We start from the raw sequence: 19,142 nt of genomic DNA, 5'->3' as shown, positions 1-19,142 counted from the left end.
GCAGCGCGATCTCGAGCCGCCGGCCGGGCAGCTCCGTCAGGCCGAAGCGGGGCACGTCGAAGGCCGCGGCGATCTGCTCCCTGACCGCGACGACGTCGGCGACCGTCTGGCCGTGCCCCAGGACGATCGTGATGCGCTCGATCCGGGGCTCCGACGAGCGCACGGCGACCTCCACGATGCGCGGCTCCACCTGGTGGGTGCCGCCGCGCGTGTAAGTCCGGTGGCGCGCCGTGTCCGGGGGACCGCCCCCACGCCGGCGTCCGCCCGCACCGGTACGTCACCACGGCGGTGGGCAGAATGGGCGCCTATGCACCCCGCCGCCGCGATCACCGTCGCCGACGCCGTCGCCGCGCTCGAGGCCGCCTACCCGCCGGCGCTGGCGCAGGACTGGGACGCGGTGGGGCTCACGGTCGGCGACCCGGCGGCGCCGGTGGGCCGGGTGCTCGTGGCCGTCGACCCGCTGCCCGCGGTGATCGACGAGGCGATCGCGGCCGGCGTCGACCTGCTCGTCACCCACCACCCGCTGCTGCTGCGCGGCGTGCACGCCGTGGCGACGACGGCGCCGAAGGGCTCGGCGATCCACCGGCTCATCCGCCACGGGGTCGCCCTGTTCAGCGCCCACACCAACGCCGACGCCGCGGCCCCGGGCGTGTCCGACGCGCTCGCCGCCGCCCTCGGCGTCACCGTCGAGCGCCCGCTCGCGCCGCAGGACGACGCGGCCGGGAGAGAGGGCGGGGTCGGGATCGGGCGGATCGGGACGCTCGCGGCGCCGGAGACGCTCGCCGCGTTCACCCGCCGCGTCGCCGACGCGCTGCCGGCGACCGCGTGGGGCGTGCGTGCCGGCGGCGACCCGCAGCGCACGGTGCAGCGCGTCGCCGTCTCGGGCGGCGCCGGCGACTCGATGCTGCACCTGGCCCGCGCGGCCGGGGTCGACGTCTACGTCACCGCGGACCTGCGCCACCACCCCGCCACCGACCACCTCGCCGAGCCGGACGCACCCGCCCTGGTCGACGTCGCGCACTGGGCCTCCGAGCACCCGTGGTGCGCGCAGGCCGCGGACGTGCTGCGGGCGGCGGCGCCGGGGCTGGAGGTCACCGTGTCGACCGCCCGCACCGACGCCTGGAGCCTCGGCCACCCCAGCGACCCCCAGCGCGGCGGCGCCGCCGCCGACGACACCGGGCCCGAGCCCGCCGGAGCAGGAGCGATGATCTCGTGAAGGCCGACCCGTCCGACCAGCGCCGCCTCCTCGACCTCGCGGCGCTCGACGCCGAGCTCGCCCGGGCGCGGCACCGGCGCAGCACCCTGCCCGAGCAGACCGCGGTGGAGGACGCCGAGAAGACGGTGCGGGGCCACCGGGACGCGGTGGTGCGCGCGCGGACCTCGGTGAGCGACCTCGGCCGCGAGGTCGCGAAGCTCGAGCAGGAGGTCACCCAGGTCCGCACCCGCGAGGAGCGCGACCGCGGCCTCATGGACTCGGGCACCGTGTCGGCCAAGCAGATGACCGACCTGGCGCACGAGCTCGACACCCTTGCCCGTCGTCGCGGGGTGCTGGAGGACGAGCAGCTCGAGGTCATGGAACGCCTCGACGCCGCCGAGACCGACCTCGCCCACGAGCAGGCGGGGCTCGAGGCCGCCGAGACCGCGCTCGCCGACGCCGTCGAGCGGCGCGACGGCGCCATCGGCGATCTCGACGTGCTCGAGGAGCGCCGCGGCGCCGAGCGCACCGCGCTGGCCGCGGAGCTGCCCGCGGACCTCGTCGGGCTCTACGACCAGCTGCGCGCGCGGACGGGGACCGGGGCCGGCGAGCTCGTCGGGGCCCGGTGCGGGGCGTGCCGCCTGGAGATGGACCGCAGCGAGCTCCGCGACATCACCGCCGCCGCCCCGGACGACGTCGTGCGGTGCGAGCAGTGCGGGGCGATCGTGGTGCGGACGGGCAAGGGGGCCAACTCGTGAGCACCGCCGGGTCGTGGACGGGCCGCGGGAGCACCCCGCCGACCCGGGTGCTGCTGCTGCGCCACGGGCAGAGCCCGCTGTCGGTCCAGCGGCGCTACTCGGGCCGCGGCGACCCCGAGCTCACCCGCGAGGGCCTGGAGCAGGCCGCGGCCGCCGCGACCGCGCTCGCCGCCCGGCACGTCGCCGCCGACGGCCACATCCGCACGGTGGTCAGCTCGCCGCTCCTGCGGGCCCGGCAGACCGCGGAGCCGGTGGCGGGCGTCCTCGGGCTCGGCATCACCGTCGAGGAGCGCCTCACCGAGACCGACTTCGGCACCTGGGAGGGCCTGACCTTCTCGGAGGCCGCCGCCCAGGACCCCGAGGTCCACCGGGCCTGGCTCTCCGACAGCGCGGTCAGCCCGCCGCGGGGCGAGAGCTTCGACGTGGTGTCCCGGCGCGTGGACGCCGCCCTCGACGACCTGCTGCGCCGCCACCCCGGCGAGACCGTGGTCGTCGTCAGCCACGTCACGCCGATCAAGCTGATCCTGCGCCGGGCCCTCGACGCGGGACCGCAGATGCTCTACCGCCTGCACCTCGACCTGGCGTGCCTGTCGGTCGTCGAGTTCTGGCCCGACGGCGGGGCCTCGGTCCGCCTGGTGAACGACACCTCCTACCTGGCCTGAGGGGGCGTGCCCTCCGACCCGGGGAACTGCTCGGCGATCGCGGCCTCGAGCCGCACCATGACGTCGAGCTGCGCCTCGTTGTAGAGCTCGCGCAGGGCCACCCCGACCGTCTCCTGCGCGCGCCGCCGGCCCAGCGGGAGCGTGGCGTCCCCCACGCCCCGCATGGCGGGGTAGGCGGTCCGCACCGCGTGGGCGGGCGGCGCCATGCGCTCGGCGAGGTCCTGCCGCGTGGCCTCGTCGGCGTCGGCGGGCAGGTCGTCGAACTCCGTGAAGGTCGGGTCGGTCGGCGTCTCCCGGATCATGTCCGCGTAGGCCTGCAGGCTCTCGGCCCCGAGCACCCGGCTCAGCACCACGACCAGGGACCGGTCGGCGTCGGACATGTCGGCGTCGGCGAGGGGGCCGAGCTCGGGCGGCAGGGCGGCGGGCGCGTGGCGCTGCAGGATCGTCGCGAGCTCGAGCCGCGCCCGCTGCAGCCGCTCGATCGTCGCCGCGAGCTCGGCGTCGAGGGCGCGCAGGGCCTGCTCGGGGTGCTCCTCGGTGTCGCCCATCTCGGCGATCTGGGCCAGGGAGAAGCCGAGGTCGGTGAGCCGCTTGATCCGCAGCACGCGCACGAGGTGCGCCACCCCGTACTGCTTGTAGCCGTTGGCGCGCCGCGCGGGCTCCTCGAGCAGGCCCACCTCGTGGTAGTGCCGCACGGCGCGCAGCGTCGTGCCCGAGAGCTCGGCGAGCTGGCGGGTGCTCCACCCCATGGGTCGGTTCCTCCCGGGACGTCCGGTACGGGTGCGTCCACCACAGTGGAGACCGTGCCGCTGCGGCACGGTCAAGCGTGTCCCGGGTCACGACCCGCGCGGGCTTGAGCGTGCCCCGACGGCCGGGTGCCTCCTGGGCGGCGTCCCGCCCGTCCGACACCAGGGAGGCGTCGTGGTCGCTCGCGGGACCGCCCCGCTCTACTTCGCGTCGTACGGGCTCTCGCTGCTCGGGGCCGGCATCTCCTCGGTGGTGATGCCGCTGCTCGTGCTCGCCCGCACCGGCGACGTCCTCGCCGCGGGCGTCCTCGCCACCACGACCACGGCGGCCTCGGCGGCGGCCGGGCTCGTGTCCGGGCTGATCGTCGACCGCGTCGACCGGCGACGGGTGTCGATCGCCGGCGACGTGCTGGCCGCCGCCACGATCGCCGCGCTACCCGTCGTCGACGCGCTGTGGGGCCTGGACATGGCCTGGTTCCTCGTGCTCGGCGTGCTCGGGGCGGTCATCCGGGTGCCGGGGATGACGGCGCGCGAGACCCTGCTGCCGGCGCTGGCGCACCTCGGGGCGGGCTCCCTCGACCGGCTCGTCGCGACGCGCGAGACCGTGGCGAACGTGCTCGTCCTCGCCGGTCCGGGCGTCGGCGGGCTGCTCGTCGGGGTGCTCGGGCCGTCGCCGACGCTCATGCTCGCCACCGCCGGGACGAGCCTGCTCGCGGCCCTGACCGCCCTGCGCCTCGACCCTCGAACCGGGGAGACCGGCGCCGTCGACCGGGGGGACGACCCGGACCCGGTCGGCGCCGGAGCCGCGCTGCGGCGGGCCGGCCGCGACCTCGTCGTCGCCTGGCGCTTCCTCGCCCGCCACCGCCCGGTCCTGGGCGCCACGCTGCTCACGGCGATGTTCGCGGCGGTCATCAGCTCGCTGCAGACGACGCTGATGCCCGCCTACTTCAGCGACGTCGGCCTGCCCGCGCTCACCGGGCTGACCCTCAGCGCGTTCGCCGGCGGCAGCGTCGCCGGGTCCGCGCTCCACGCCGCGGTCGCCGCGCGGCTGCGCCGCCGGACCTGGTTCGTCGTCGGCATGACCGGCACGCTCGCCGGGTTCGCGGCGGTCGGCGCGATGTCCTCGCCGTGGCTCGTGCTCGCCGGCGCCGCGCTCGTCGGGCTGACCTACGCGCCGGCGGGCGCCCTGCTCGGCGTGGTCGTCGTCGAGGCCACGCCGGACGCGATGCGCGGGCGCGTGCTCGGCGCGCAGAACACGGTGGTGCTCGCGGCCCCGGCGGTGACGAGTGCCCCGCTGGCCGCCGTCGCGGCCGGCGCCGGACTGCCCGTCGCGGGGCTCGTGCTCGCCGGGCTCGTCGGCGTCGTCGTGGTCGTCGCGCTGCTCGCGCCGGCGTTCCGGACGCTCACAGCCACTCCAGCCACGCCCCACCCGGATGCGCCAGGCCCAGGATCTCGCCCGACGTCGCCCCGTCCCGGCGCACCGACAGCCGGCCGATGACGCCGGTGACGCCCGCGCGCGTGGCCTCCAGCGCCCGCGGCGGGACCCGGAGGTACTGGGTGCTCTCGCGGCCGTCGGCGCCCAGCGGCACGAGCGGGTCCACCGAGATCCACTCGACGTCGCGGCCGAGCTGCGTGAGCTGGCGGCGGAAGCGGGCGCGCTCGTCGTCGGTGAGGAACACGTGGACGTAGGTGTCGACGAGCACGAGCAGCGCGTCGTCGGGCAGCCCCGCGCAGAGGCCGGGGAGGTCGTCGGCGAGGTCGGCGCGCACCGTCGTCACGGGGTGCGCGCGGGCGACGGCGGACGCCGCGGCGAACCGGTCGACCGCCGAGGTCTCGGGCGGGATGCAGGCGGCGAGCCAGTCGTGGACGCGCCGGTCCTCGAGGTCCAGGGGCTCGACGTCGACCCCGAGGCGCGCGGCGATCGGCGGCAGGCGCTCGGGCAGCGGGGCGGGGCGTCCGCGCAGCTCGGGGGCGATGGTCAGCGCGGCGTCGTCGTCACCGAGGATCCGGTCGCCGAAGCGGTAGCGGTAGCGGTCGAGGTGCAGGCCCAGCCCGGCGCCGGTGCCGAGGTCGACCAGCGCGATCGGCCGGTCGGGGTCGAGGCGGTGTCCGTCCGTCTGGCCGAGGACGGCGACCACGTCGGCGCTGCGCGCCACCTCGTTCATCTGGTAGCGGTGCTCGACGCAGAGCTGGGCGAGCTCCCCGGCGTGCTCGCGGGCGAACGCGAGCAGCGCGGGGCGGAAGCCGTCGTCGAGCGGCGGCTGCCCGGTGCCGGGGAACGGGAAGTAGCTCGTCAGCGGGTCGGGGCGCAGGCGCGCGACGAGGTAGCGCACGGCGGCACTGAGCAGCAGCGGCGGCAGGCGGTCGAGCGGGACGGCCGCCGCGAGCCGGAGCAGGTCGGGCTCGGTCGCGATCGACCGGAAGAGCTCGGCGGTGAGCGCCCAGGACGGCGGCGCGTCCGGGGCCGACCAGCCGGCGGCGATGCCCTGGGCCTGGGCACGCACGCGGGCGCGCGCCTCCGCGTCGGGAGCGGTCACGCGCCGTAGGTTGCCGAGCGGAGGGCCGGTCGCGCAACGCCACCGGCCCCCGCGCGCGTCACCTAGCCGATCGCGTCCAGTTCGGCGACCGCGTCGGCGGGCAGCACCAGGTCGGCGGCCGCGAGGTTCTCCCGCAGGTGGGCCCGCGACGAGGTGCCGGGGATGAGCAGCATGGTCGGCGAGCGCTGCAGCAGCCAGGCCAGCGCCGTCTGCTGCGGGGTCGCCCCGACCCGCTCCGCGACCTGGGCGAGCGTGTCCGACTGCAGCGGCGTGAAGCCGCCGAGCGGGAAGAACGACGTGTAGGCGATGCCCTCGGCGGCGCAGTGGTCGACGAGCGCGTCGTCGGTGCGGTGCACGAGGTTGTAGTGGTTCTGCACGCACACCACCGGGGCGATGTCGCGGGCCTCGGCGAGCTGCTCGGGGGAGACGTTGCTGACCCCGAGGTGGCGGATCAGGCCCTGCTCGCGCAGCTCGGCCAGCGTCCGGAAGGCCTCGGCGAGGGACTCGCTGTGGTCGTCGGAGACGCGCAGGTTGACGACGTCGAGGGCCTCGAGGCCGAGCCGGTCGAGGTTCTCGTGCACCTCGCGCCGCAGCTCCTCGGGCGAGGTGTCGAGGTTCCACGAGCCGTCCTCACCGCGCCGGCAGCCGACCTTGGTGACGATCCGCACGTCCGCCGGGTACGGGTAGAGGGCCTCGCGGAGGATCTCGTTGACGATGAACGGGCCGTAGTAGTCACTGGTGTCGATGTGGGTGACGCCGCGGTCGACGGCCTCGCGCAGGACGGCGACGGCCTCGTCACGGTCGCGTGGCGGGCCCATGACGCCCGGACCGGCGAGCTGCATGGTGCCGTAGCCCATCCGCGTCAGGACGAGGTCGTCGGCGAGCGCGAGACGGTCGGTCAGTGCGGGGGTGGTCATGGCTCCTACCTTTGGTCCCGAGTCCGGTGATCGGGGAGCGACGGATCGTCCTGGTAACCCGCGTACCCCCCACGACGGGGCGCCGAAGCGGATGATCGGGGGGTGAGCACCGGCGAGCTGGCCGCCAGCCTCCGCACCTGGCGTGATCGCACCGACCCGGCCGAGGTCGGGATGGCGGTCAACGCGCCCCGGCGCGCGCCGGGGCTGCGCCGTGAGGAGCTGGCGCTGCTCGCCGGCATCTCCATCGATTACGTCGTGCGCCTCGAGCAGGGCCGCACCCGCACCCCGTCGGCGCAGGTGTGCGCCGCGCTGGCCCGGGCCCTGCGGCTCTCCGACGCCGAGCAGGCGCACCTGTTCCGGCTCGCGGGTCACGCCCCCGACCTCGGCCGCATCTCGCGGCGCATCCCGTCCGGCGTGCGCCGGATCCTCGACGCGCTGCACGACAGCCCCGTCGGCGTCCTCGACGCGACCTGGACGCTGATCGCCTGGAACCCGCTCTACGCGGCGCTCATGGGTGACCCGTCCGCGACCGACCCGCGCGGCCGCAGCACCCTCCGGCGGCTCTTCGCGACCGGCGAGGCCGACGACCGGGTGCGCCACACGCCCGAGGAGCGCGACGCGCTGGCCCGCTCGCTGGTCGCGGACCTGCGCGGCAGCACCAGCCGCTATCCCCACGACCCGGAGCTGTCGGCGCTGGTCGCGGACCTGTACGCCGGCAGCAGGTGGTTCGCCGACCTCTGGGACTCCGGGGTCGTCGCCGGGCACCAGCAGAGCCACAAGACGGTGGTGCACCCCGAGGTCGGCGAGGTCGAGCTCGACTGCGACACGCTCACCACCGTCGAGGACGACCTGCGCCTGCTCGTCTTCACGCCCACTCCGGGCAGCGACGCCCGCGGCCGCCTCGACCTCCTCGCGACGCTGGGCACCCAGTCGATGCAGGTCAGCCCGTCACCGCGAGGGTGAGCCAGAGCGCGGCCGTGCCGGCGACGACGCCGAGGGGAACGGTCGCGAGCCCCGCCACCGTGAACGTCCCCAGCGGGGCGGGGACGCCGCGCGCCGCGAGCACCCGCCGCCACAGGAGGGTCGCGAGCGAGCCGACGGGGGTGAGGTTCGGGCCGACGTTGACCCCGATGAGCACCGCGAGCACGGCGCCGACCGCCGGCGTGGGCCCGAGCGCGGCGAGCAGGACGAGGGTCGCCGGCAGGTTGTTGACGAGGTTCGCGAGCACCGCGGCGATCGCCGCGAGGCCGAGCAGGGCGGCGAACGAGGTGCCGGTGGGGAGCAGGCCCGCGACCAGGTCGCCGAGGCCGCGCTCGGTCACCGCGGCGACGACCACGCCCAGCGCCAGGACGAACAGGCAGAACAGGGGCGACGCCGAGCCCACGACGTCCCGGAGGCGGGTGCGGCGGGTGGCCAGGGTGCGGGTGGCCAGCACCGCCGCGCCCACCACGGCGACCCACACCGGCTCGATCCCGAGGGGCGAGGCGGCGGCGAACCCGAGCAGCGTCGCCGCCAGCACCGCGAGGGCGACGCGGGGGACCGGCACCTCGTCGTCCCCGTCGGCGGCCTGCGCGGGCGTGGCGAGGTCGCCGCGGAACGTCAGCCGCAGCCCGAGGTACTCGACGACCAGCACCGCGAGCTGCGGCAGCACCATGAGCCCGGCGAAGCCGAGGAACGTCAGGCCGCTCGCCTGGAGGGCCAGGAGGTTGGTGAGGTTCGCGACGGGCAGCAGCAGCGAGCCGCTGTTGGCGAGGTGGGCGCAGGCGAAGGCGTGCGGGGCGGGGCGCGCGCCGAGGCGCCGGGCGGTGTCGAGGACGACCGGGGTCAGCAGGACGACGGTGGCGTCGAGGCTCAGGACGGCGGTCGTCGCCGCGGCCGCGAGGACGACGAGGGCGAAGAGTCGTGGTGTGCTCCCGGCCGCGTGGCGGGCGAGCAGCCCTCCGGCCCAGCGGAACACACCCTCGGCGTCGGCGAGGTGGGCCAGCACGAGCACCGCGGCGAGGAACCCGACCGTCGGGCCGAGCTCGCGGACCTCGTCCCACGCCTGCTGCGGCGCGAGCAGCCCCGTCGCGAGGACGACCAGCGCGGCCGGGATCGCGGCCGTCGCCTCGGGTAGGTTGCGGGGCCGGGTGGCGGCGCCGACGAGGACGACCGCCAGCAGGCCGACCGCGACGACGGTCACCGGGTCACCGCAGGAACAGGTAGATCGCCACCGCGACGCCGAGCACCACGACGCTCCAGCGCAGTACCCCGTCGGGCATCTTCTTGGCGACGGCCATGCCGAGGAAGCCGCCGAGCAGCGTGGTCGGCGCGAGCAGGAGCACGGCGAGCCAGTCCACCGGGGCGAAGAACGCGAACAGCACCACGGTCACCGTGCTCGTCACCAGGGAGAGCAGGACCTTGACCGCGTTGAGCCGCTGCAGCGTGTCGTGGGCGAGCAGCGAGAGCACCGCGATGAGCACGACCCCGAGCGCCCCGCCGAAGTAGCCGCCGTAGACCGCGGCGACGAAGATCGTCGGGAGCAGCACCTTCGGGTTGTCGGCGGTGCGCTCGGTGCGCCCGGTCCACTTCTTGATCCACGGCTGCGCGCCGAGGGTCAGGCTCGCGAGCAGGACCAGCACGGGGACGACGGCGTCGAACACCGACTGGGGCAGGACCAGCAGCAGCGCGCACCCCACCGCCGAGCCCAGCGCGGCGACGATGCCGGTGGAGACGAGGCGGCGACGCTGTCGCTTCAGGTCGTGGCGCGCGTTGACCGTCGAGCCCGCGTAGCCCGGCCACTGCGCCACCGAGTTCGTGACGTTGGCGGGCAGCGGCGGCATCCCCGTGGCCAGCAGCGCGGGGAAGACGATGAGCGACCCGCCCCCGGCGACCGCGTTGACCGCGCCGGCCAGCAGCCCGAGGGCGGCCAGCAGCACGACCTGGAGCACCGACGGGTCCGACACGATGCGCGACGCTAACGGTCTGCCCCGCGAGGGGCACGTCGCACATGGTCGAGAGGCGTGGCCGACTGCGGGACGTGCCCCTCGCGGCGGCTGTACCATCGTCGGCGCGGACGAGTCGGCCGGGCGACCGCGGCGGCCCCACGAGGGCCGTCGAGGAAAGTCCGGACTCCACAGGGCAGGGTGGTTGCCAACAGCAACCCGGGGTGACCCGCGGGACAGTGCCACAGAGAACAGACCGCCATCGCGCGAGCGGTGGTGAGGGTGAAACGGTGGTGTAAGAGACCACCAGCGTCCTGGGTGACCAGGACGGCTCGGTAAACCCCACCCGGAGCAAGGTCAAGAAGGTCGGTCCGCGAGGACCGGCCGCGCAGGTCGTCCGAGGGCTGCCCGCCCGAGACCTGCGGGTAGACCGCTGGAGCCCGCCGGCGACGGCGGGCCGAGATGGATGGTCGCCACCCACGCTCCCGCGAGGGACGTGGGCACAGGATCCGGCTTACAGGCCGACTCGTCCGCCCCACACCCGGCGACCAGCATGTTCTCCGACCTGAGGGGCGACTCCGAGCGAACGATCAGGTCGGAGGAGCGAGCCGGGCGAGGGCCGCGCCGCCGCCCAGGACAGCTGTTCCGCAGACAAGACCCAGGGCTCAGCCCGCTCCACGGGTCGCCGACCGGACGCCGCTCAGGCCGGACGCCGACGCTCGAGGAACACGACGTCGCGCCAGACGCCGTGGTGCTGGCCGATGCGTTCGCGGACGCCGAGGGTCCGGTAGCCGGCGGAGTGGTGGAGCGCGATGCTCGCCCGGTTCTCCGGGAAGATCGAGGTCTGCAGGGTCCAGAGCCCCGCCGCGTCGGCGGCGGTGACCTGGCGCTGGACGAGGCTCGTGCCGACGCCACGACCGCGGTGGCCCTCGCCGACGTAGACCGAGGTCTCGACGACCCCGGCGTACACCTCGCGGGTGGATGTGGGGCTGGCGGTGGCCCAGCCGACGACCTCGCCGTCGATCTCGGCGACCCACCGGTGGTCGGGCAGCCAGGTGGCGTCGAGGGTCTCGGTGTCGGGGACCTCGGTCTCGAAGGTGGCGTCGCCGGTCGCGATGCCTTCGGCGTAGATGCGCCGCACGGGGTCCCAGTCGCGATGCTCCATCGCGCGCACCGACACGTCGTCGGGCAGGTCCTCGGGGCAGCAGGGCCGGTCGGCGAGCAGGCCCATGACCGCATCGGCCGCGTGGGGCAGGCCGACGCAGCAGGCGGGATCGACCGCCACGCGGGTGGTCGTTCCTTCTCGGCGGAGGACGACGAACCCGGTCTCGGCGAGCTTGCGCAGGTGGTGTGAGCAGGTGGCCTGGCTGATCCCGGTCAGCTCGGCCAGCCGGCCGACCGAGACCGGCGCGGCCGCGGTCGCGACCGCGTGCAGCAGGCGGACGCGCACGGGCTCGGCGAGGCAGGCGTACCAGCTGGCATAGGTCGCCGCGTGGTCGTTCGGGAGCTGCACCGGTCGGACGGCCGCGGGGTCGGGCGGGCTGACCGACGGCAGGGGGCTCGCGCTCACGTCGACAGAGTATCGATCCGAGTCGATGGTTGCACCCATCGATCGGCGTCGATACAGTCCGCCTCGTTCGATCGAAGCTCGTCGATGGAGGCGGCATGAACGGGACGGTACTGCCGGTGGTGGTGGTCGGCGCGGGTCCGGTGGGGCTCGCTGCGGCGGCGGAGCTCCTCGAGCAGGGGGTGGAGCCGCTGGTGCTCGAGGCCGGTGAGCACGCCGGGTCCTCGGTGCGCGAGTGGGGTCACGTGCGGCTGTTCTCGCCGTGGGAGTGGGTGGTCGACCCGGCCGCACGGCGGCTGCTGGAGAAGCACGGCTGGACCCAGCCGGACCCCGAGTCCTACCCGAGCGGCGCGGAGTGGGCGGAGCGCTACCTGGCGCCGCTCGCCGACGCGCTCGGGTCGCGCGTGGTGACCGGCGCCCGCGTGGTCGGCGTGACCCGTCGGGGACGCGACCGCGTGGTCGACGCCGGCCGCGACACCGAGCCGCTGCTCGTGCACGTGAGCACCGGTGGCGGCGAGCAGCGCATCCCCGCCCGCGCCGTCATCGACGCGTCGGGCACCTGGACGTCGGCCAACCCGCTCGGTGGGGACGGGCTGCCGGCCATCGGCGAGCGCGCCGCAGGGGAGCGCATCCGGGCCGCGGTCCCGGACCTGACGGACCCCGAGGAGCGTCGTCGCTACGCCGGTCGGTACGTCGTGGTGGCCGGGTCCGGGCACTCGGCGTTGACCGCAGTGGCGGCCTTCGCGGAGCTCGTGGCCGATGAGCCCGGCACCCGGGTGTCGTGGCTGCTCCGCCGGGCCGGGTTCGGCCAGGTCCTCGGGGGCGGCGACGCGGACCAGCTCCCTGCTCGCGGCGCTCTCGGCAAGCGGGCCGCCGAGGCGGTGGAGGCGGGCTCGGTGACGCCGGTGTTCGGGTTCCGCACCGAGCGCGTGGAGCAGGACGACGCCGGTCGGTTGTCGCTGACCTCCGACGACGGCCGGCAGGTGGAGAGCGTGGACGAGGTCGTCGTGGTGACCGGGTTCCGGCCGGACCTGTCGTGGCTGTCCGAGGTCCGCCTCCAGCTCGACGCGACCCTGCAGGCGCCGGTCCTGTTGGCGCCGCTCATCGACCCCAACGCGCATTCGTGCGGCACGGTGTACCCGCACGGTGCCGAGGAGCTCGCCCACCCCGAGCCGGGCGTCTATCTGGCGGGGATGAAGTCGTACGGCCGTGCCCCGACCTTCCTCGCCCGCACCGGCTACGAGCAGGTCCGCTCGATCGCGGCCGAGCTCGCCGGCGACCACGAGGCCGCGTCCCGGGTCGAGCTGATCCTCGACGAGACGGGGGTGTGCGGGGGCGCGGGCCTGTTCGACGCAGACCTCTCTCACAGCTGACGGCCTGTCGGTCCACCCGGTGATCAGTCCTGGGCGGGTCCTGCCGGGACGGGCTCGCGGAGCAGCACGGGAGCGGCGTCCCGGCTGCGCACCCAGGCCTGGGTGGCCATCTGCACGGCGTCCCACGGTGAGCCCAGGGGAGGGGTGTAGGACAGGTCGAGGTCACTGACCTGGTCCACGCTCATCTCGTGGAACAGGGCCCCGGCGTAGGTGTCGACGCGCTTGGCGATCTCGGCGCCGCGTCGTCCGACGAGCTGGGCGCCGAGCAGGGCTCCGGTGTCGGTGTCGCCGGTGATCGCGATGTGGATCGGGGTGGCGCCGGGGTAGTAGGCCTTGTGGTCGTCGGGGCGGCTCACGGTGGTGGCCGGGTGGAGCCCGACGGCGCTCGCTTCGTGCTCACGGAGTCCGGTGCGGGCCGCGACGAGATCGAAGACCTTGACGACCTGGGTGCCGAGGCTGCCCGCGAAACGGCGCGAGCCCCCGAGGGCGTTCTCACCGGCGACGCGACCCTGCTTGTGGGCCGTGGTGCCCAACGGCAGGTAGGTGATCCCGAGCTGGCGGTGATGCGTGACGACGCAGTCGCCGGCGGCGTGGACGTGCGGGAGGTTGGTGCGCATCTGCTCGTCGACGACGAGCGCGCCCTTGACCCCGGTCACCGCGCCGGCGTCGACGGCCAGGCCGGTGTCCGGGCGCACGCCGACCACGACGAGCACGAGATCGACCGCGCGGGTGAACGAGCTCCCGTCGCTGTGGTGTCCCTCCACCCGCAGCCGGCCCCCCGCCCGGGTGCCGGCGCGCACGATCTCGTCGACCGTGGTCGACGTGACGACCTGCACGTCGTGGTCGGCGAGCTCGGTGTGCACGAGAGCGCCGAGCTCGGGGTCGACGGTCGGGAGCACCTCGGGGAGGGCCTCGACCTGGGTCACGTCCAACCCGCGGGAACGCAGGGCCTCGGCCATCTCCAGGCCGATGTAGCCCGCGCCCACGATGACGGCGGAGGCGGGCCGCTGCTCGCCGAGTGTCCGCATGACGGCGAACGTGTCGCCCATGGAGTGCAGCAGGTGCACCCCGTCCTCGGGACCGAGAGCGTCCGGTCCGCCGAGCCCGGCGATCGGGGGGCGGACCGAGGTCGCGCCGGTGCCGACCACCAGCTCGTCGTAGGCCAGCGTGTCCTCGCGCCCGTCGCGGTCGCGCAGGTGCAGACGACGGCCGTCGACGTCGATCGCGGTGGCGGTCGTGTCCAGCCGCAACGCCACACCGGCGGCGTCCAGGTCGGCGTGGGAGCGGTGCGCGAGGTCCCGCCAGTGGGTGACCTCGCCCGAGACGTAGTACGGGATGCCGCAGATCGAGAAGTTCGGGTAGGCGTCGGCGACGACGACCGTGACGTCGGTCGTCGGGTCGAGCTCGCGGGCGCGCAGCGCGGCGGAGATGCCGGCGTCGCTGCCTCCGATCGCGACGAGGTGCACGGGACACGGACCTTCCTGGTCGGGGAGCTGCGTGGTGTCGCGGAGGTGAGGGCACGCGCCGGGACGGGGACCTGTCCGGTGCCGACAGGTCCCCGACCCCGGGCGGTCAGCGGGCGGTGGAGTGCAGGGGCGTCGCGCCGATGTCGTTGAGCAGGCCGCGCACGCGGCGCTCGATCTCGTCGCGGATGGGCCGGGTGGCCTCGAGGTCGAGCCCGGCGGGGTCCTCCAGTACCCACTCCTCGTAGCGCTTGCCGGGGAACACCGGGCAGGCGTCGCCGCAGCCCATGGTGACCACGACGTCGGCGGCGCGGACGACCTCGTCGGTCCACGGCTTCGGGAACTCGCCGGAGATGTCGATCCCGCACTCGGCCATCGCGGCCACGGCCGCCGGGTTGACCTCGCTGGCCGGCTCCGACCCCCCGGAGTAGGCCACCGCCTGGTCGCCGGCGAGGTGGGTGAAGAACCCGAGCGCCATCTGCGAGCGGCCGGCGTTGTGGGTGCACAGGAACAGCACCGCCGGGCGCTCGTCGTGGGACAGGCCCTCGACCTTGGCCAGGGCGTGCAGCCGCTGGCGGGCGAAGCGCTCGGCCAACAACGGCAGGAACTTGACGACGGTCGCCCGGCCGGCGAAGTCGTCGTAGGACGAGTGCAGGAACCGCTCGATCGTCTCCACCCCGAAGGTGTCGGCGAACTCGCGCTGGAGGTTCTTCGCCGCGGTCTTGAGCGCGAGGCGTTGGTCGATCGAGAGGTCGTGGCGCTGGTAGGTCTTGGTCATCAGGGGCTCCGCTGCGAGTGGGTGGTTGCTGGACCGTCGAGAGAGCGCAGCGCCTCGGGCTGCGTGGGGAACAGACGCCGGCGCAGCCAGAGGGAGACGTAGACCAGGGCGACCAGGACGGGGACCTCGATGAGGGGGCCGACGACCCCGGCGAGGGCCTGGCCGCTGGTGGCGCCCCACGTGGCGATGGCGACGGCGATGGCGAGCTCGAAGTTGTTGCCCGCGGCGGTGAACGCCAGCGTGGTGGTGCGCTCGTAGCCCAGCCCGACCGCGCGCCCGAGGGCGTAGGAGCCGGCCCACATCACCGCGAAGTAGATGAGCAGGGGCAGCGCGATCCGGACGACGTCGAGGGGCCGGCTGGTGATGGCGTCGCCCTGCAGGGCGAAGAGGACCACGATGGTGAACAGCAGGCCGTAGAGCGCGAAGGGCCCGATCCGGGGCAGGAAGCGCTCCTCGTACCAGGTGCGGTCCTTCGCGCGCTCGCCGAGTCGTCGGGTGAGGTAGCCGGCCAGGAGCGGGATGCCCAGGAAGATCAGTACCGAGCGGACGATCGCCCACGCGGAGACGTCGAGCCCGGCGGTGGGCAGGCCGAGCCAGCCGGGCAGGACCGCGAGGTAGAACCACCCGAGGACGCCGAAGGCGATCACCTGGAACACGCTGTTGAGCGCGACGAGCACGGCGGCGGCCTCGCGGTCGCCGCAGGCGAGGTCGTTCCAGATGATGACCATGGCGATGCAGCGGGCGAGCCCGACGACGATCAGCCCGGTGCGGTACTCGGGCAGGTCGGGCAGCAGCAGCCAGGCCAGCGCGAACATCAGCGCCGGGCCGATCAGCCAGTTCAGCACCAGCGAGGACACCAGGAGCCGGCGGTCGCCGGTGACGGTGTCGAGGCGGTCGTAGCGGACCTTCGCCAGCACCGGGTACATCATCACGAGCAGCCCGAGCGCGATCGGCAGCGAGACGCCGTCGATGGCGACCGCGCCGAGGGCCTCGCCGAACCCGGGGATCAGGCGACCGGCCAGGAGGCCGACGATCATGGCGGCGAGGATCCAGACCGGGAGGAACCGGTCGAGGGTGGAGAGCTTGGCGACGACGCTCGCCTCGGCCGGGTCCGTGGCGGCCCGCTGGGCGGCTCCGGTGGTGTTCTCGGTGCTCACGCCTCCACCACGGGCAGCTCGCGTCGCCCTTCCGGGATGGTTGCACTCTCCAGGTCGGTGGGCACCGCCTGGGGTACCGCGGGCACCAGGACGGCGGCCAGTGCCTCGAGCACGCCGGGCTGGATGCGGTAGTAGACCCAGGTGCCGCGACGCTCGCCCGTGATCAGTCCGGCCTCACGCAGCACCTTGAGGTGGTGGGAGATCGTCGGGCCGGACAGGTCGAACACGTCGGTCAGGTCGCACACGCAGGCCTCGCCGCCGGCGTGCGACGCGATCAGCGAGAGCAGCCGCAGCCGGACCGGGTCGCCCATCGCCTTGAACACCCGTGCCAGCTCGGTCGACTGTTCGGCCGACAGGGGCTCCCGTGCGAGGGGGGAGCAGCAGCCCACCAGGTCGGCGAGCTGGGGCAGGGCCCGCTCGTCGGCACCACCGTGTTTCGACATTCTTCTACCTTGACAGCCGTCGAATTCACGCGCAAGGCGGCTGTCTCGGCGAGCGGCGGAGCAAGGAGCACACCGAGGAGGCAGGCCACGAGCGGTGTGCGGACGGTCGGCTCGGCCTCACGAGGCCGGAGACCACGGGAGACGGCCGGAGAGACCCCACGGTTGTCGCGGTGCCGCGATCGGGCAGCCGTGCCCATGGACGATCGCCGACGGTCCCCCGAGGACAGCTCCGCCCAGCGCGACGAGGCAGCGCCCGAAGCCTCCTCGCCGTTCACCGACGAGGATGCCGAGCAGGCCGAGCGCGAGGGTCGCGACGTCGTGGACGACGTCGAGGACAACGCCGACCTCGACGGGTAGGCGCCCGGCGAGGTCTCCTCCCGGGGCCGTGCACTCACTACGCTCGCGCCGATGGGGTTGGTGTTCGACACCGTCACCGGCGACCTCCCGCTGGCACGGCGCGTCTGGTCGGCGAGCTGCGACGCCCCGAGCGCGTTCACCTCGGGGGTCAAGGGCTCCTCGATGATCGTCATCGCGCGGTCGGGTGACGGGCTGAGCGTGCACCTGCGTGGACCGGAGACCCGGGCCACGCGGATGACCTGCCCCGAGGGCTGCGCGTTCTTCGGTGTCGACCTGCAGCTCGGCGCCTATCTGCCGATGTTCCCGCCGTCCGGACTGACCGACCTCAACGACGCCGTGCTGCCGACGTCGTCCAGCGGCCGGGTCCTGCTGGACGGCCGGGACTGGGAGATGCCGACCGAGCAGAACGTCGACGTCTTCCTCGAGCGGCTCGTGCGCGCCGGCCTGGTGGCGTTCGATCCGCTCGTCGACGACATCCGTCACGGCGAACGACCGCGGGCGATGTCGGCACGCACCGCGCAGCTCCGGTTCCGCCGGGCCGTCGGCATCTCGCGCCGCAAGCTCGCCAGCATCGAGCAGGCCCAGCGCGCGGCGCAGCTCCTCGCCGCGGGCGGAGCGATCGCCGACGTCGTCGCCGCCGGCGGCTACTACGACCAGCCGCAGCTCGGGCGGGCGATGCGGTGGGCGACCGGTCACACGCCGGCCGAGCTGCGGTCCGGCGTGCCCTTCCTCGCGTTCTGACGCCCGGCCGCGTTCGGTTCGGTACAAGACGGCCGGATCACGCCGCTGCTTGGCTCCGCCCATGCGCAGACTGATCGAGTTCGATCATCTCTCGATCGACGGGATGGCCTCCGGCAACGCCTTCTGGGCCGCACAGTTGACGCTCGCCCCTGGCGACGACCACCTCGACTACCAGTTCCGGCTGCTGGAGGACGCCGCCGGGCTCGTGCTCGGCCGGGAGACCTACGAGGGTTTCGCCGCGACGTGGCCGGCCAGGAGCGGCGGCCTCGCCGACACGCTCAACGCCCTGCCGAAGTACGTCGCCTCCACCACGCTGACCGAGACCACCTGGAACGCCCAGGTCCTCGACGGCGACGGCGTCGAGGCCGTCGCCCGGCTCAAGGAGGCCGGCGACGGCACGCTGCTGAAGTACGGCAACGGCCCGTTCAGCCGAGCGCTCGTCGAGGCAGGTCTGCTGGACGAGCTGCACCTGAGCATCTCCCCGTTCGTCGCGGGGTCCGGCGAGTCGCTGCTGTCGGGCATCGGCACGACGGGCATGCAGCTGACCGGGGTGACCGAGATGCGCAGCGGGGCCGTGGTGCTGGCCTACGCCCCACGTCGGTGACCGCCCACGCCGACACGAACCTCGAGCCGCGGACACCGGCTCCGGCTGCGCGCGGCGTGGGAGGCGCGAGTGGCGTCCGGGCGACTCCTTGATCGTCGTCGCCGCCGACGCTTACGCTCCGTGGTCGAGTCGGGGCGGACGTCGGCGAGGGGGACCCATGGCCACACCGGACCAGCCGGAGCGACCGGGCCCGCCGAACCCCCCGAGCCCCCCGGTGCCGGACGCGAACGCCCGGTGGCGCTACGGGCTCATCGTTGTCGTGGTGGCCATCGCGGCCATCGTGCTGATCTTCCTGATCGCCGCGCTGCGCTACCCGACGGCCTCCGACGGGGTCGCCCTCGTGTCCTCGGTGGCCACGGCGATCAGCACGCTCGCCGCCGCCTACTTCGGGATCCAGGTCGGTTCCGCGGGCAAGGAGCAGGCCGAGCAGAAGAAGGACGAGGCCAAGGACATGGCCATCGCGCTCGCGGCGGACGCCCCGCCGACCAGCGAGGTCGCCAAGTCGCTCGTGCGCCGCCACGCCTTCGGCGACGACCCGGCGCCGGCGCGTCAGCCCGGTCCGTCGGGGTGGGCGAGGTCGTAGGCGCGGACGAGCTTCTTCGGCACCACCATGCGCCAGGCGTCGACGACGAACTCCCGCGCCTCGCCGGGGTCGAGGGCGGCGAGGTCGGCCTCGATCCAGCGGAACCGCAGCTCCGAGGCCCGCGGCAGGTGGAAGCGGTCGGGCTGGGCCGCGACGAGTGCGGCCCGCTCCTCCTGCGGGAACGCGAAGCCCATCACCGTCTCGTCGCGGGAGAACGCGACGTAGACGATCTGCCCGACGCGGAACTTCAGGCAGCCCCGGACGTGGACCGGGTACGAGCGCTCCAGCGACGAGCCCAGCGATCGCACGTCCTCGATGGTCGCCACGGCGGACGAGG

The 19,142-nt window shown here is 74.6% G+C and carries 21 protein-coding genes and 1 other RNA gene; 11 read left to right on the top strand and 11 right to left on the bottom strand.

What is annotated here, in order from left to right; all coding sequences use genetic code 11:
* Positions 1 to 307 precede the first annotated feature (307 nt).
* The 3 genes from PGB27_RS23165 to PGB27_RS23155 are packed head-to-tail and all read left to right on the top strand — an operon-like array spanning position 308 to position 2,615.
* On the top strand, positions 308 to 1,216 hold the full coding sequence (locus PGB27_RS23165; protein ID WP_274202783.1) for a Nif3-like dinuclear metal center hexameric protein: 909 nt from the start codon (positions 308 to 310) through the stop codon (positions 1,214 to 1,216).
* Entirely contained in the window at positions 1,213 to 1,953 is a 741-nt protein-coding gene (locus PGB27_RS23160; RefSeq protein WP_274202782.1) for a zinc ribbon domain-containing protein, read from the top strand. The genes PGB27_RS23165 and PGB27_RS23160 overlap by 4 nt, the downstream gene beginning before the upstream one ends.
* On the top strand, positions 1,950 to 2,615 hold the full coding sequence (locus tag PGB27_RS23155) for a histidine phosphatase family protein (protein WP_408630109.1): 666 nt from the start codon (positions 1,950 to 1,952) through the stop codon (positions 2,613 to 2,615). The genes PGB27_RS23160 and PGB27_RS23155 overlap by 4 nt, the downstream gene beginning before the upstream one ends.
* On the opposite strand, the gene PGB27_RS23150 is transcribed toward PGB27_RS23155, so the two are convergent.
* On the bottom strand, positions 2,603 to 3,364 hold the full coding sequence (locus PGB27_RS23150) for a MerR family transcriptional regulator (protein WP_274202781.1): 762 nt from the start codon (positions 3,362 to 3,364) through the stop codon (positions 2,603 to 2,605). The two genes, PGB27_RS23155 and PGB27_RS23150, sit on opposite strands and share 13 nt — an antisense overlap.
* A gap of 172 nt (positions 3,365 to 3,536) precedes the next feature.
* Here PGB27_RS23150 and PGB27_RS23145 point away from each other — a divergent pair, with 172 nt between their 5' ends.
* Positions 3,537 to 4,859 (top strand): MFS transporter, encoded by a 1,323-nt coding sequence (locus PGB27_RS23145; RefSeq protein ID WP_274202780.1) that lies wholly within the window; start codon positions 3,537 to 3,539, stop codon positions 4,857 to 4,859.
* Here PGB27_RS23145 and PGB27_RS23140 read toward each other — a convergent pair.
* Complete coding sequence (locus tag PGB27_RS23140; protein ID WP_274202779.1) at positions 4,765 to 5,898, bottom strand: DUF2332 domain-containing protein; 1,134 nt, start codon at positions 5,896 to 5,898, stop codon at positions 4,765 to 4,767. The two genes, PGB27_RS23145 and PGB27_RS23140, sit on opposite strands and share 95 nt — an antisense overlap.
* 62 nt (positions 5,899 to 5,960) lie before the next feature.
* A complete protein-coding gene (locus PGB27_RS23135; protein WP_274202778.1) occupies positions 5,961 to 6,815 on the bottom strand; it encodes an oxidoreductase in 855 nt (284 codons plus the stop codon).
* A 102-nt stretch (positions 6,816 to 6,917) separates the two neighbouring features.
* On the opposite strand from PGB27_RS23135, the gene PGB27_RS23130 reads away from it, so the two are divergent.
* Complete coding sequence (locus PGB27_RS23130) at positions 6,918 to 7,778, top strand: helix-turn-helix domain-containing protein (protein WP_274202777.1); 861 nt, start codon at positions 6,918 to 6,920, stop codon at positions 7,776 to 7,778.
* On the opposite strand, the gene PGB27_RS23125 is transcribed toward PGB27_RS23130, so the two are convergent.
* Both PGB27_RS23125 and PGB27_RS23120 read right to left on the bottom strand, forming a co-directional pair.
* Positions 7,756 to 8,997, bottom strand: coding sequence for an ArsB/NhaD family transporter (locus tag PGB27_RS23125; RefSeq protein WP_274202776.1), 1,242 nt, complete (start codon positions 8,995 to 8,997; stop codon positions 7,756 to 7,758). The two genes, PGB27_RS23130 and PGB27_RS23125, sit on opposite strands and share 23 nt — an antisense overlap.
* Before the next feature lie 4 nt (positions 8,998 to 9,001).
* Positions 9,002 to 9,760, bottom strand: a complete 759-nt coding sequence (locus PGB27_RS23120; protein WP_274202775.1) for a sulfite exporter TauE/SafE family protein — start codon at positions 9,758 to 9,760, stop codon at positions 9,002 to 9,004.
* A 111-nt stretch (positions 9,761 to 9,871) separates the two neighbouring features.
* On the opposite strand from PGB27_RS23120, the gene rnpB reads away from it, so the two are divergent.
* An RNA gene (gene rnpB / locus PGB27_RS23115) (RNase P RNA component class A) lies at positions 9,872 to 10,272 on the top strand.
* Positions 10,273 to 10,439: 167 nt separating this feature from the next.
* Here rnpB and PGB27_RS23110 read toward each other — a convergent pair.
* On the bottom strand, positions 10,440 to 11,348 hold the full coding sequence (locus tag PGB27_RS23110) for a helix-turn-helix domain-containing GNAT family N-acetyltransferase (RefSeq protein ID WP_274202774.1): 909 nt from the start codon (positions 11,346 to 11,348) through the stop codon (positions 10,440 to 10,442).
* 56 nt (positions 11,349 to 11,404) lie between these two features.
* On the opposite strand from PGB27_RS23110, the gene PGB27_RS23105 reads away from it, so the two are divergent.
* Positions 11,405 to 12,679: an FAD-dependent oxidoreductase gene (locus PGB27_RS23105; protein ID WP_274202773.1), complete on the top strand. Its 1,275-nt coding sequence runs from the start codon at positions 11,405 to 11,407 to the stop codon at positions 12,677 to 12,679.
* Positions 12,680 to 12,702: 23 nt separating this feature from the next.
* Here the strand turns inward: PGB27_RS23105 and PGB27_RS23100 are convergent, their stop codons facing one another.
* The 4 genes from PGB27_RS23100 to PGB27_RS23085 all read right to left on the bottom strand — a co-directional run bounded on the left by PGB27_RS23100 (position 12,703) and on the right by PGB27_RS23085 (position 16,520).
* A complete protein-coding gene (locus tag PGB27_RS23100; protein WP_274202772.1) occupies positions 12,703 to 14,145 on the bottom strand; it encodes an FAD-dependent oxidoreductase in 1,443 nt (480 codons plus the stop codon).
* 106 nt (positions 14,146 to 14,251) lie between these two features.
* Positions 14,252 to 14,920 (bottom strand): arsenate reductase ArsC, encoded by a 669-nt coding sequence (locus PGB27_RS23095; protein WP_274202771.1) that lies wholly within the window; start codon positions 14,918 to 14,920, stop codon positions 14,252 to 14,254.
* Positions 14,920 to 16,077, bottom strand: coding sequence for an ACR3 family arsenite efflux transporter (gene arsB / locus PGB27_RS23090; protein ID WP_274202770.1), 1,158 nt, complete (start codon positions 16,075 to 16,077; stop codon positions 14,920 to 14,922). The genes PGB27_RS23095 and arsB overlap by 1 nt, the downstream gene beginning before the upstream one ends.
* On the bottom strand, positions 16,074 to 16,520 hold the full coding sequence (locus tag PGB27_RS23085) for an ArsR/SmtB family transcription factor (protein ID WP_274202769.1): 447 nt from the start codon (positions 16,518 to 16,520) through the stop codon (positions 16,074 to 16,076). Before PGB27_RS23085 ends, arsB begins: the two co-directional genes overlap by 4 nt.
* A 195-nt stretch (positions 16,521 to 16,715) precedes the next feature.
* Here PGB27_RS23085 and PGB27_RS23080 point away from each other — a divergent pair, with 195 nt between their 5' ends.
* The 4 genes from PGB27_RS23080 (at position 16,716) to PGB27_RS23065 (ending at position 18,805) form a co-directional block, all read left to right on the top strand.
* On the top strand, positions 16,716 to 16,877 hold the full coding sequence (locus PGB27_RS23080) for a hypothetical protein (RefSeq protein WP_274202768.1): 162 nt from the start codon (positions 16,716 to 16,718) through the stop codon (positions 16,875 to 16,877).
* A 51-nt stretch (positions 16,878 to 16,928) separates the two neighbouring features.
* Positions 16,929 to 17,618 carry a helix-turn-helix domain-containing protein gene (locus tag PGB27_RS23075; RefSeq protein WP_274202767.1) on the top strand — a complete coding sequence of 230 codons (690 nt, stop codon included), beginning with the start codon at positions 16,929 to 16,931 and terminating at the stop codon, positions 17,616 to 17,618.
* A gap of 61 nt (positions 17,619 to 17,679) precedes the next feature.
* Entirely contained in the window at positions 17,680 to 18,222 is a 543-nt protein-coding gene (locus tag PGB27_RS23070; protein WP_274202766.1) for a dihydrofolate reductase family protein, read from the top strand.
* A gap of 157 nt (positions 18,223 to 18,379) precedes the next feature.
* A complete protein-coding gene (locus tag PGB27_RS23065; protein WP_274202765.1) occupies positions 18,380 to 18,805 on the top strand; it encodes a hypothetical protein in 426 nt (141 codons plus the stop codon).
* Here the strand turns inward: PGB27_RS23065 and PGB27_RS23060 are convergent.
* Entirely contained in the window at positions 18,772 to 19,131 is a 360-nt protein-coding gene (locus PGB27_RS23060; protein WP_274202764.1) for an MmcQ/YjbR family DNA-binding protein, read from the bottom strand. The two genes, PGB27_RS23065 and PGB27_RS23060, sit on opposite strands and share 34 nt — an antisense overlap.
* Between the last annotated feature and the right edge of the window lie 11 nt (positions 19,132 to 19,142).

The organism is Actinomycetospora lemnae (genome assembly GCF_028737315.1).
GTDB lineage: Bacteria > Actinomycetota > Actinomycetes > Mycobacteriales > Pseudonocardiaceae > Actinomycetospora > Actinomycetospora lemnae.
The sequence above is the reverse complement of the archived record's forward strand: the minus strand, read 5'-3'. Positions and strand labels throughout refer to the sequence as shown.

Coding starts and splice junctions, on each gene's coding strand:
- PGB27_RS23110 (WP_274202774.1), bottom strand. CDS start 11,348: ATGGGTGCAACCATCGACTCGGATCGATACTCTGTCGACGTGAGCGCG.
- PGB27_RS23085 (WP_274202769.1), bottom strand. CDS start 16,520: ATGTCGAAACACGGTGGTGCCGACGAGCGGGCCCTGCCCCAGCTCGCC.
- PGB27_RS23070 (WP_274202766.1), top strand. CDS start 17,680: ATGCGCAGACTGATCGAGTTCGATCATCTCTCGATCGACGGGATGGCC.
- PGB27_RS23075 (WP_274202767.1), top strand. CDS start 16,929: ATGGGGTTGGTGTTCGACACCGTCACCGGCGACCTCCCGCTGGCACGG.
- PGB27_RS23080 (WP_274202768.1), top strand. CDS start 16,716: ATGGACGATCGCCGACGGTCCCCCGAGGACAGCTCCGCCCAGCGCGAC.
- PGB27_RS23065 (WP_274202765.1), top strand. CDS start 18,380: ATGGCCACACCGGACCAGCCGGAGCGACCGGGCCCGCCGAACCCCCCG.
- PGB27_RS23165 (WP_274202783.1), top strand. CDS start 308: ATGCACCCCGCCGCCGCGATCACCGTCGCCGACGCCGTCGCCGCGCTC.
- PGB27_RS23105 (WP_274202773.1), top strand. CDS start 11,405: ATGAACGGGACGGTACTGCCGGTGGTGGTGGTCGGCGCGGGTCCGGTG.
- PGB27_RS23095 (WP_274202771.1), bottom strand. CDS start 14,920: ATGACCAAGACCTACCAGCGCCACGACCTCTCGATCGACCAACGCCTC.
- PGB27_RS23150 (WP_274202781.1), bottom strand. CDS start 3,364: ATGGGGTGGAGCACCCGCCAGCTCGCCGAGCTCTCGGGCACGACGCTG.
- PGB27_RS23135 (WP_274202778.1), bottom strand. CDS start 6,815: ATGACCACCCCCGCACTGACCGACCGTCTCGCGCTCGCCGACGACCTC.